This window comes from Burkholderiales bacterium, assembly GCA_013695435.1.
GTDB lineage: Bacteria > Pseudomonadota > Gammaproteobacteria > Burkholderiales > JACMKV01 > JACMKV01.
Genome location: JACDAM010000107.1, coordinates 1 through 11,084, shown reverse-complemented (window position 1 = coordinate 11,084; position 11,084 = coordinate 1). Strand labels below are relative to the sequence as shown.

12 protein-coding genes are annotated in these 11,084 nt (G+C 61.2%); all 12 read left to right on the top strand.

Annotated features, from left to right (window positions below):
- Positions 1 to 207 precede the first annotated feature (207 nt).
- Entirely contained in the window at positions 208 to 639 is a 432-nt protein-coding gene (gene ndk / locus H0V78_06010; protein ID MBA2351340.1) for a nucleoside-diphosphate kinase, read from the top strand.
- Positions 636 to 1,766 carry a 23S rRNA (adenine(2503)-C(2))-methyltransferase RlmN gene (rlmN, locus tag H0V78_06005; GenBank protein ID MBA2351339.1) on the top strand — a complete coding sequence of 377 codons (1,131 nt, stop codon included), beginning with the start codon at positions 636 to 638 and terminating at the stop codon, positions 1,764 to 1,766. The genes ndk and rlmN overlap by 4 nt, the downstream gene beginning before the upstream one ends.
- Positions 1,759 to 2,544, top strand: coding sequence for a type IV pilus biogenesis/stability protein PilW (pilW, locus tag H0V78_06000; GenBank protein MBA2351338.1), 786 nt, complete (start codon positions 1,759 to 1,761; stop codon positions 2,542 to 2,544). The genes rlmN and pilW overlap by 8 nt, the downstream gene beginning before the upstream one ends.
- A complete protein-coding gene (locus tag H0V78_05995) occupies positions 2,541 to 3,368 on the top strand; it encodes a helix-turn-helix domain-containing protein (GenBank protein MBA2351337.1) in 828 nt (275 codons plus the stop codon). The genes pilW and H0V78_05995 overlap by 4 nt, the downstream gene beginning before the upstream one ends.
- A gap of 78 nt (positions 3,369 to 3,446) precedes the next feature.
- Complete coding sequence (gene ispG / locus H0V78_05990; protein ID MBA2351336.1) at positions 3,447 to 4,703, top strand: flavodoxin-dependent (E)-4-hydroxy-3-methylbut-2-enyl-diphosphate synthase; 1,257 nt, start codon at positions 3,447 to 3,449, stop codon at positions 4,701 to 4,703.
- A 27-nt stretch (positions 4,704 to 4,730) separates the two neighbouring features.
- Entirely contained in the window at positions 4,731 to 5,999 is a 1,269-nt protein-coding gene (gene hisS, locus H0V78_05985) for a histidine--tRNA ligase (GenBank protein MBA2351335.1), read from the top strand.
- A complete protein-coding gene (locus tag H0V78_05980) occupies positions 5,999 to 6,646 on the top strand; it encodes a tetratricopeptide repeat protein (protein MBA2351334.1) in 648 nt (215 codons plus the stop codon). Before hisS ends, H0V78_05980 begins: the two co-directional genes overlap by 1 nt.
- On the top strand, positions 6,643 to 7,815 hold the full coding sequence (gene bamB / locus H0V78_05975; GenBank protein MBA2351333.1) for an outer membrane protein assembly factor BamB: 1,173 nt from the start codon (positions 6,643 to 6,645) through the stop codon (positions 7,813 to 7,815). Before H0V78_05980 ends, bamB begins: the two co-directional genes overlap by 4 nt.
- A gap of 37 nt (positions 7,816 to 7,852) precedes the next feature.
- Positions 7,853 to 9,187, top strand: a complete 1,335-nt coding sequence (der, locus tag H0V78_05970; protein ID MBA2351332.1) for a ribosome biogenesis GTPase Der — start codon at positions 7,853 to 7,855, stop codon at positions 9,185 to 9,187.
- A gap of 179 nt (positions 9,188 to 9,366) precedes the next feature.
- Positions 9,367 to 9,603 carry an RNA chaperone Hfq gene (gene hfq / locus H0V78_05965; GenBank protein MBA2351331.1) on the top strand — a complete coding sequence of 79 codons (237 nt, stop codon included), beginning with the start codon at positions 9,367 to 9,369 and terminating at the stop codon, positions 9,601 to 9,603.
- The gene (gene hflX / locus H0V78_05960; GenBank protein ID MBA2351330.1) at positions 9,596 to 10,732 is read left to right on the top strand and encodes a GTPase HflX; all 1,137 of its coding nucleotides are present in this window, start codon (positions 9,596 to 9,598) and stop codon (positions 10,730 to 10,732) included. Before hfq ends, hflX begins: the two co-directional genes overlap by 8 nt.
- A gap of 70 nt (positions 10,733 to 10,802) precedes the next feature.
- On the top strand, positions 10,803 to 11,084 hold a 282-nt coding region (locus H0V78_05955), incomplete at its 3' end, for a protease modulator HflK N-terminal domain-containing protein (GenBank protein MBA2351329.1).

The following is an 11,084-nucleotide window of genomic DNA, read 5'->3' as shown; positions in this document are numbered from 1 at the left end:
GAGGTATGGGCACTCGGGCATGACGCGCGATGCTGGCGCTCGCCGTCATCGCCATAATCATCGTACTCACGCCGGCCATACGCAAAAAGCGCGAGGAGGCTTCCAGGAGGATAGCTCAAGCTGATTCTGGAATGGGTCCGCCTTAACTTACGCTGTATATCAAAGTGTTATCGTGCTATCTTGTACCCCCTTGTTTACTCGGTGGAGATTGTTTTGATCGAACGTACGCTGTCCATTATCAAACCCGACGCTGTCAAAAAAAACCAGATCGGGCTCATTTATACCCGCTTCGAGCAGGCCGGCCTCAAGATTATCGCGGCGCGCATGACACATTTGTCGCGGCGCAATGTCGAAGCGTTTTATGCCGTGCACCGCGGTCGCTCGTTTTTCGACAAGCTGGTGCAATTCATGGGTTCCGGGCCGATCATGGTGCAGGTGCTCGAAGGCGAGAATGCGATCCTGAAAAACCGCGAGCTGATGGGTGCGACCGACCCGCAAAAGGCCGAACCCGGCACGCTGCGCGCCGAATTCGCCGAAAGCCTGGAAGCCAACGCCGTGCACGGTTCCGACGCGTCGCACACGGCGGCGTTCGAAATTGCGTTTTTCTTTCCTAACATTCATATCTACGCGACAGGGTGATCAATCTGCTGGATTTCGCGCCATTGCGGCTCGCCGATTTCTGTGTCGAGATCGGGGAGAAGCCGTTCCACGCGAAGCAATTGCTGCGCTGGATTCATCAGCGCAATGAAGACGATTTCGCGAACATGAGCGATTTATCGGCGACGATGCGCAAGCGATTGGCGGAAACTGCTGTGATCGCGGCGCCGCCGATCGTCGGCGAGCACATCGCGCAAGACGGCACGCGCAAATGGATGCTGGAAGTCGACGCGGGCAATCGCATCGAGGCCGTATTCATCCCGGAAACGTCGCGCGCCACCTTGTGCATTTCGACGCAAGCCGGCTGCGCGCTGGAATGTTCGTTTTGCGTGACGGGGCGTCAGGGATTCAACCGCAATCTGACGACAGCCGAGATCGTCGGTCAGTTGTGGCAGGCTGACAAGCTGCTTAAATCGGCCCAGCCGCCCTCTGAAAAAGGTGGGCAGAAGGGATTCAAGGCAGGCGCCATAAGCAATGTCGTTTTCATGGGCATGGGCGAGCCGCTGGCCAATTTCGACAACGTCGTCGCCGCGCTGAAATTGATGCTCGACGACAACGCGTATGGCTTGTCGCGCCGCCGCGTGACAGTGAGCACGTCCGGCATCGTTCCTGCCATCGATCGTTTGCGCGATCAATGCCCGGTGGCGCTGGCCGTGTCGCTGCACGCGCCCAACGACAAGCTGCGCGACGTCCTGGTGCCGATCAATCGCAAGTATCCGCTGCAGCAACTGCTCGCCGCCTGCTCGCGCTATCTGGAGCGGGCGCCGCGCGATTTCATTACGTTTGAATACGTGATGCTGAAAGGCATCAACGATAGTGTGCAGCACGCTCGCGAACTGATCGGGCTGGTTCGGGACGTGCCGTGCAAATTGAATCTGATCCCGTTCAATCCGTTTGCCGGGTCCGGTTATGAGCGGTCGCCGGCGGAATCGATACGACGGTTTGCCGATGCGCTGATGAACGCCGGCCTGGTAGCGACGACGCGAAAAACGCGAGGCGACGACATCGCCGCCGCCTGCGGCCAGCTCGCCGGGGAAGTGCAGGACCGCAGCCAGCGCCGCTTGCGTAAAGCCATGGAGACCCAGAATGAAACCGAATACCATGTCTGATCGCGGCATCCCCCGCCTGGCAAAGCTTGCGCTGTGCGCGCTGATGCTGATCGCAACGGGCTGCGCGCAGCAGCCGGCGCAAAAGGACGGCGCCGCCGTCGACGGCAACGCTGCGCAGCGCGCCGAGATTCACACCCAGCTCGGCTCCGGCTATTACGAGCGGCGCCAGTTCGATATCGCGATTCAGGAGTTGAACGAGGCGCTCGGAGCGGTCCCGGATTACGTGCCCGCGCACAATCTGCTGGGGCTCGTCTACATGGATTTGCGCGACGACGCCGTCGCTGAAAAGCATTTCCGGCAAGCCCTGAAATCCGATCCGGCTGATTCGGACGCCAACAACAACTATGGCTGGTTTTTGTGCCAGCGCGGGCGCGAAACGGAATCGATCCGCTACTTCGTGGCGGCATTGAAAAATCCGCTTTACAAAACGCCCGACAAATCCTATGTGAACGCCGGCGTGTGCTCCTTGCAGGCCAAAGACGAGAAAGGCGCCGAAAGCTATCTGCTGAAAGCTTTGCAGATTCAGCCAAGAAATCCGCAGGCGCTGTATCACCTGGCTGAAACGAAATACAAAGGCGCCAAGTATGCGGAAGCGCGGTCCTATCTGGGCCGGTATATGCAAGTTGCCAACCCGAGCGCGGAAAGCCTGTGGCTTGGCGTACGCATCGAGCGCAAGCTCGGCGATCGCAACTCGCAGGCGAGCTACGGCCTGCAATTGCGCAAGAAATATCCGGAATCGCAAGAGGCTGCGGCGCTGCGCGCAGGGCGCTACGAATGAGCGAAAAATTCAGGAAAACCGGTTTCGATGACGATCAGTTCGCGCAACAGACTCCGGGGCAAAAATTGGCCGCGGCGCGCGAAGCGCAGGGGCAGTCGATAGAGGACGTGGTCCGCTATACCAAGCTGTCGCGCCGCCAGGTCATGGCGCTGGAAAAAGACGCGCACGATCAGTTGCCGGGCCCGGTTTTCGTGCGCGGTTTTATGCGCAACTATGCGCGCCACCTGCAGTTGGATGCAGCACCTTTGCTTGCCGCCCTCGACGCGAAATCCACGCCCGCTGTCATTCCATCCGCCGGAAGTGTCGAGCCGACCGATTTGCGGGGCGACGCCGAACAATCTTTATCGGATCGTGGTTCTGAAGCCGCAAGCGAACCCGTTTTCGCTGCAACCCGCTACGCAATTTCCGATTCCATCCGCTCGTCGGTCGCGGAGCCTGTGATCGAGCAGGGCCGCGCCGAAGGGATGACGGTGTGGCGGGGCGCCGAGCCCGGAGTGCCGGCTATTTCGGATGCAGTACCAGCGGATGCAGCACCAGCGGATGTTGCGCGCGAGCCCGCCCGGGTCGCGCAAGATGCGCCGTCGATTGGATCGGATACCATCGAGCACCACGAATCTGCGACGGCTCATGCTCGCTCCGCTGTGGCAGAATCAAATGCTGCCTATGCAACCGCCGCCGATAAAACGCAGCAAGATGACAGTGGCGAATCGGTCGATAACCTGGGTGGCATCGCCGATACCAGCAAGGCATGGCGCAACTACGCGCTGGTTTCGCTCGCCGTTGTCATCGGATTGCTCGCACTCGTCATCGTGACGCAAACCTGATCCCGGGCAGTCCCGAGCACCGCGGTTCTGAGCATCGTCGTCATCCTGTTAGAATAAGCTCTTTTGCCGGAGGCCTGCATGTCATACGGCGCATTTCCGCGGCGCCTAAGCCGCGCGTTTCGCGTCGGCAAGGTCGTCATCGGCGGCGATCACCCGATCGTCGTGCAATCGATGACGAATACCGATACCGCCGACGCCGAGGCGACAGCGCAACAAGTCGCGCAACTCGCAAAAGCCGGATCGGAGCTGGTCCGCATTACCGTCAACAGTCCCGAAGCCGCGCGCGAAGTCGCCGGCATTCGCAACCGCCTCGACCAGATGGGTTGTGCTGTGCCGCTCATCGGTGACTTCCATTTCAACGGCCACAAGCTGTTGACCCAGTTTCCCGATTGCGCCGAAGCGCTCGCCAAATACCGGATAAATCCCGGTAACGTCGGCGCCGGCAAAAAACGCGACGAACAATTCGCGATCATGATCGAGACCGCGTGCCGCTACCGTAAACCGGTGCGCATCGGCGTCAACTGGGGCAGCCTCGATCCGGCGTTGCTGGCGCGCATGATGGACGACAACGCGAAAGCAACCGAGCCGAAAGATGCGGCGGCGGTGACGCGCGAAGCGCTGATCGTCTCGGCGCTCGACAATGCCCGCCGCGCCGAAGAACTTGGCTTGGGCGGCGACCAGATCGTACTGTCGTGCAAGGTCAGCGGCGTGCAGGATCTGATCGCCGTGTATCGCGATCTCGCCGCGCGCTGCGACTATCCGCTGCATCTCGGCCTGACCGAAGCCGGCATGGGCTCCAAAGGCATCGTCGCCTCGACCGCGGCGCTTGCCGTGCTGCTGCAGGAAGGCATAGGCGACACCATACGCGTATCGCTGACTCCGGAGCCTAACGGCGATCGCACTAAAGAGGTCATCGTCGCCCAGGAAATCCTGCAAACCATGGGTTTGCGCTCGTTCACGCCGATGGTGATCGCGTGCCCCGGGTGCGGGCGCACGACCAGCACGTTCTTCCAGGAGTTGGCAGAACAGATCCAGAATTATGTGCGCGCACAAATGCCGATCTGGGGCGAGCGCTATCACGGTGTCGAAGACATGAAGGTCGCGGTAATGGGCTGCGTGGTCAACGGGCCGGGCGAAAGCAAGCACGCGAACATCGGCATCAGCCTGCCAGGTTCCGGCGAGAATCCGGTCGCGCCGGTTTACGTCGACGGGCGCAAGACGGTGACCCTGAAAGGCGATGCGATCGCGGCCGAGTTCCAGGCTATCGTCGACGACTACGTGCAGTCGCGCTACACCGCCCGCTCTTCCGAAGAGCTGCAGGATCAGCCGGCCTGAATCGATTGAACCGCGCAGCGGCAACCAATGCGCGGTAAAGCTATTCAAGCGGTCCGCGGGATGAATGACATCCTGCCGGATGAGGCGCATCTCTGGGAGTTTTTCGAGGATACCGTGCGCGAATGGCTGCGCGCCTACGGCTATCGCGGCATCCGCATGCCGGTGGTCGAGAACACCGAGCTTTTCGTACGTTCAATCGGCGACGCGACCGACATCGTCGAAAAGGAGATGTACAGCTTCACCGACCTGAACGGCGACAGCCTGACCTTGCGCCCCGAAGGTACCGCTTCGTGCGTGCGCGCAGTCGTCGAACACAATCTGCTTTATGGCGGACCGCAGCGCTTGTGGTACAGCGGCGCGATGTTCCGCCACGAGCGGCCGCAGAAAGGCCGCTATCGGCAATTCCACCAGGTTGGCGTCGAAGCGCTCGGCTTTGGCGGCCCCGATATCGATGCCGAACAGATCGCGATGGGCGCGCGCCTGTGGCGTGAACTGAAGGTGGCGTCCGTCACTCTGCAAATCAACACGCTGGGCGATAGCGAAAGCCGCGCACGCTACCGGAATCGCGTGCAGGATTATCTGCAGCGGCACGCCGACGCATTCGATGCAGCGACGCGCGAACGCATGCAGAAAAATCCGCTGCGCGTGCTCGACAGCAAGGATCCGGTCTTGCAGGAAGTGATTGCAGACGCGCCGCAATTGATCGCCGAACTCGACGGGCCGCCACGCCGGCATTTCGAAGAACTACAGGCCATTTTGCGCGATGCCGGCATTGTCTATGAAATAAATCCGCGGCTGGTGCGCGGCCTCGATTATTACAATCTGACCGTGTTCGAATGGGTGACCGACCGCCTCGGCGCGCAAGGCACGGTCTGCGCCGGCGGCCGCTACGACGGTCTGATCGAACAGATCGGCGGCAAGCCGGCGCCGGCGTGCGGATTCGCGATGGGCATCGAACGGCTGCTGGCGCTGATGGCTGAAAACGGCAAGCGCGAGCGGCCAGAGCCGCATGCGTACATCGTGCACCAGGGCGATGAAGCGAGCCGCCATGCCTGGCGTATCGCCGAACGTTTGCGCGACGCCGGGTTTGCAGCCATCCTGCACTGCGGCGGCGGCGGCTTCAAGGCGCAGATGAAAAAGGCTGACGCCAGCCGCGCGCATTATGCCGTCATCATCGGCGGCGATGAAGTCGGCGCAAAAGAGGTCAGCGTAAAACCCTTGCGTACGGACGGCGAACAACGGCGCATGACTTCTGAACAAATGATCACACTCATGAACAGTATCGAGGAAAACTGATGGCAGCGTATAACCTGGAAGAGCAGGAAACGATCGAAATTCTGAAAGCCTGGTGGAAAGATTACGGCAAACTGGTCCTGCTCATGCTCCTGGCATTTTTGTTGTCGATCGCCGCTGTGCAGGGCTGGCAGTTTTATCAACGCGGGCAAGCCGTCGAGGCAGCGGCGCTGTACGCCGAGCTGATCGCCGCGCAAACCGCCAACGACGCCAAACGCATTCAGGAAATCGCCGGCACGTTCACGCAATCCTTTTCCGGAAGCGGTTATGCCGTGCTGGCGCAACTGCAAGCCGCCAAGGCGAGCTATGAAGCCGGCGACAAGGATGCAGCGACCGCACCTCTGCGCTGGGTCATCGCCGAAGCGTCGGAGACGGCGGCGCAGGATGCCGCGCGCTTGCGTCTTGCCGGTATTTATCTCGACAAAAAGGATTACGAACAGGCTTTGCAGTTGTTGCAGGAAAAACACGGCGCCGCATTCAACGCGCTCTATGCGGACCGCCGCGGCGATGTGCTGGTCGCGCAAGGCAAAATCGACGAAGCGCGCGCCGCTTATCAGCAAGCGCTCGAACAAGGCGATGCGCAAAGCAATTATCGCAATCTGATTCAGTTGAAACTCGACGGTTTGGGCGCGGCCCGGGAGGCGAAGTGACCGGCGGCGCTACCGCCTTCAGGTTAGCCGCAGCCGCAGCGCTGCTGGCGCTCGCCGGTTGCCAGACCGTTTCCGGTTATTACGACAGCTTGTACGACAGCCTGTTTGCCAGCGCGCCCACGCAAAAACCGGCGCCGCTGCTGCGATTCGAACCTTCGGCGAGTGTGCGCACGGTCTGGAAAGCCAAAGTTGGCGAGGCCGGAAGCTATGTTTTTTTCCCGGCGGTCGATTCCGACAGCGTGTACGCGGCGAGCAAGGAAAACCTGGTGCGCTACGATCTGCTCAATACGGCCGCATGGCGCGTCGATCCGAAACAGGTATTGTCAGGCGGCGTCGGCGCCGACGGCAATCTGGTTCTCGTCGGCACACCGAAAGGCGAGGTGCTCGCTTTCGACCGGCGTGGCGAATTATTGTGGCGCACGAATATTTCGAGCGAAGTCTTGAGCGCCCCGCAAGCCGCTGACGGCATCGTCGTGGTGCGCGCCGGCGATGGCCGTATATTCGGCCTCGATGCGATCGATGGCAAGCGCAAATGGGTTTATCAGCGCGCAACGCCGGCGCTGACGGTGCGCTCGCACGCCGGCGTCGTGATTTTCGGCAAAGCGGTGTTCGCCGGTTTTCCCGGCGGTAAACTCGTGGCGCTGAATCTCGCCAATGGCAACGTCGGCTGGGAGGCCACCGTCGCGCAGCCGCGCGGGGCGACCGAGCTCGAACGCGTAACCGACATCACGAGTCTGCCCGCCGTCGATGATCGCCAGGTGTGCGCGGCGGCGTTCCAGGGCCGCGTCGCGTGTTTCGATACTGCGCGCGGCACCCTGTTGTGGGCGCGCGATATTTCCAGCATTTCAGGTCTGGCGACCGATTCGCGCGCGGTTTATGTCGTCGACGACAAAAGCGCTGTGATCGCGCTCGACAAGGCGAGCGGCGCCAATATCTGGAAGCATGACAAGCTGAACGGGCGCCGCCTCAGCGGACCTTATGTGCATCGCGACTGGCTGATCGTCGGCGACTACCAGGGCTACGTTCACGTGCTGAATCTCGATGACGGTTCGTTCGCCGCGCGCCTCGAAACCGATGGCAGCCCGGTTTTCGCGCCTCCTGTTCCGCTCGGCGACAATATCGTCGTGCAAACGCGCAGCGGCGGCTTGTACGCGGTCGCGGTCAGATGACGGGACGAAGGGCGATTTCCGTCCTTGTCCCCTGGCAATGAAACCCACCCTGGTTCTCGTCGGCCGCCCCAACGTCGGTAAATCGACGTTGTTTAACCGCCTGACCAAAACGCGCGATGCGATCGTCGCCGACATGCCGGGGCTGACGCGCGATCGCCATTACGGCCATGGCCGCGTCGGCGAAAAGCCGTTTCTGGTCGTCGACACGGGCGGCTTCGAGCCGGTGGTCAAGAACGGCATCCTGTTCGAAATGGCGCGCCAGACCCGCCAGGCGATCGACGAGGCCGACGCCGTCCTGTTTCTGGTCGACGCGCGTGAGGGCCTGACGCCGCACGATCGCATTATTGCCGAACAGCTCAGAAAAACCGGCCGGCCGCTTTGGCTTGCGGTCAACAAGGCCGAAGGCATGAGATCGACCGCGGCGGTCACCGATTTTCATGAGCTCGGCCTCGGCGAACCGTTGCCGATCTCCGCCGCGCATGGCGAAAACGTGCGCGAACTCGTCGATCTGCTATTCGCGGATATCGCGTTCGCCGACGATGCCGAAGAAGCCGCTCAGCATCCGAAGCTTGCCGTCGTCGGTCGGCCGAATGTCGGCAAATCCACGCTGGTCAACAGCCTGCTCGGCGAGGAGCGCGTCATCGCGTTCGATGAACCGGGAACGACGCGCGACAGCATCTACATCGATTTCGAGCGCGCCGGCAAACGCTACACGGTCATCGACACCGCCGGTTTGCGGCGGCGCGGGCGCGTCGACCAGGCCGTCGAAAAATTTTCGGTGGTCAAGACGTTGCAGGCGATCGAAGACGCGAATGTCGCGATTCTGGTGCTCGACGCGCGCCAGGAGATATCCGATCAGGACGCGCACATCGCCGGCTTCATCGTCGAGGCCGGACGCGCGCTGGTGGTGGCGGTAAATAAATGGGACGGGCTCGACAGTTATCAGCGCGATGCTATCAAACGCCAGATCGGGCTGCGGCTGCATTTTCTCGATTTCGCCGCGATCGATTTCATTTCAGCTTTGGAGGGGCAGGGCGTCAGCGCTCTGTTCCAGGCGATAGACACGGCTTATCAGGCTGCGATGATCAAACTGCCGACGCCGAAACTGACGCGTGCGCTGCTCGCCGCCACCGAAAAACAGCAACCGCCGCGCTCCGGACTGGTGCGGCCGAAGCTGCGCTATGCGCACCAGGGCGGCATGAATCCGCCGCTCATCATCATCCACGGCAATGCGCTCGATCGTGTTTCGGCATCGTACCAGCGCTACCTTGAACGTTTTTTCAGGGAGGCGTTCAAACTACGTGGAACGCCATTGAAGATACAGTTCAAGCACGGACGCAATCCGTACGCCGACAAGCGCGATGGCCGTTAGCGCCGCATCATCCTCCGCTCGTTGTTCCCAGCGCTTCCACGCTCGTTGTTCCCAGCGCTTCCAGGATAGCGCCGCTTTTCAATATCACGTAAAGTGCATCAAGGCGGCGCCATCGCTGATCAGCCGCCTTCTGAACGTCCATAACGCTGAACTTCCCATAACGATAACGTGGAGCCATCATGAGCGCCAAAGGGCAATTACTACAAGACCCGTTTTTGAATGCATTGCGGAAAGAGCACATCCCCGTCTCGATCTATCTGGTCAACGGCATCAAATTGCAGGGACAGGTCGATTCTTTCGACCAGTATGTGGTGCTGCTGAAAAACACCGTGACGCAAATGGTGTACAAGCACGCCATCTCAACTGTCGTCCCTGCCCGGCCTGTCACCATCCCGTTCGAGCACGCCGCTGAGTAGTGTAGCGAATCCGGCTGCGACACCCGCCGTTCTGGTCAGCCTCGACCTCAACGAGGCGGATTACGCGGAAAGCCTCGAGGAATTGCGGCAATTGGCCGACAGCGCTGCGATCGAAAGCCGCGCCGTCGTCGAAGGCCGCCGAGCGCGCCCCGATCCGGCTTTGTTCGCAGGTTCCGGCAAGGTCGATGAAATTGCCGGCGCGATCGCGGCCGCGGATGCGGTGCTGGTCATTTTCAATCACGAGTTGAGCGGCGCGCAGCAGCGTAATCTCGAACAGCGGCTGAAATGCCGGGTCATCGACCGCACTAGCCTGATCCTCGATATTTTCGCGCAGCGCGCGCGCAGCCATGAAGGCAAGCTGCAAGTCGAACTGGCGCAGCTCGAATATCTGTCGACGCGGCTGGTCCGCGGCTGGACCCACCTTGAGCGCCAGCGCGGCGGCCTCGGCAAGACCGGCGGTCCCGGCGAGAAGCAAATCGAACTCGATCGCCGACTGCTCGGCAAGCGCGTCAAGGTTTTACGCGACAAGCTCGCGCAACTGGCAAAACAGCGCGGCGTGCAGCGCCGGGCGCGGCAGCGCGCCAACGTCATGTCGGTGTCATTGGTCGGCTACACCAACGCCGGCAAATCGACGCTGTTCAATGCGCTGACGCACGCACACGCTTACACTGCCGATCAACTGTTCGCGACGCTCGATACGACGACGCGCAAGCTGCGCAATTGTTCCGATGGCGCAATTGTGCTGTCCGATACGGTCGGATTCATTCGCAGCCTGCCGCATACCCTGGTCGACGCGTTTCGCGCTACGCTCGAGGAAACCGCGCAGGCCGATCTGCTGCTGCACGTGGTCGACGCCGCGAATCCGGGCCGCGACGCCCGGATCGACGAAGTCAACAGCGTGCTCAACGAAATCGGCGCGCGCGATATTCCGCAAATCCTGGTGATGAACAAAATCGATGTCTCCGGCCGCGCCCCGGCAGCCGAGCGTGATGAGTATGGTAAAATTTCGCGCATTTGGTTGAGTGCCGTGACGCGCCAGGGACTCGATCTGGTGCCCGTGGCGCTCGACGAAGTGCGCAGCGCCGCGAAGTCCGCAACCAGCATGGATTCCATCCGTGCGCTGGTCTAGGAAACCTCTGATTACCTGTCCGTAACCCGGCGCCGTTCCTTAAACCCCCCGACAAGTTAAATCAACAGTCATGGCGTTAAACGACCCGCAATGGGGCAAGCGCGGCGGCAACAACGAAGGCCCGCCGGATCTCGATCAACTGTGGCGCAAATTCACCCAGAAGGTGAACGCCTTGCTCGGCCGCCGCGGCCCCCCAAACCGGCCGAACGGCGGTCCGCCCGATATTAAGCAGCTCGGGGGCGGCTTCGGTCTGTTGCTGATTCTGATCGCGGTGATCTGGCTGGCGAGCGGTTTCTATACGATCGACGCCAGTCAGCGTGGCGTTGTGCTGCGCTTCGGTCAGTATGCCGAA

What these genes read in the sequence shown, in the direction of transcription:
- pilW (MBA2351338.1), top strand. Translation starts at nt 1,759, where the DNA reads ATGTCTGATCGCGGCATCCCCCGCCTGGCAAAGCTTGCGCTGTGCGCG.
- H0V78_05995 (MBA2351337.1), top strand. Translation starts at nt 2,541, where the DNA reads ATGAGCGAAAAATTCAGGAAAACCGGTTTCGATGACGATCAGTTCGCG.
- ispG (MBA2351336.1), top strand. Translation starts at nt 3,447, where the DNA reads ATGTCATACGGCGCATTTCCGCGGCGCCTAAGCCGCGCGTTTCGCGTC.
- hisS (MBA2351335.1), top strand. Translation starts at nt 4,731, where the DNA reads ATGCGCGGTAAAGCTATTCAAGCGGTCCGCGGGATGAATGACATCCTG.
- H0V78_05980 (MBA2351334.1), top strand. Translation starts at nt 5,999, where the DNA reads ATGGCAGCGTATAACCTGGAAGAGCAGGAAACGATCGAAATTCTGAAA.
- der (MBA2351332.1), top strand. Translation starts at nt 7,853, where the DNA reads ATGAAACCCACCCTGGTTCTCGTCGGCCGCCCCAACGTCGGTAAATCG.
- hfq (MBA2351331.1), top strand. Translation starts at nt 9,367, where the DNA reads ATGAGCGCCAAAGGGCAATTACTACAAGACCCGTTTTTGAATGCATTG.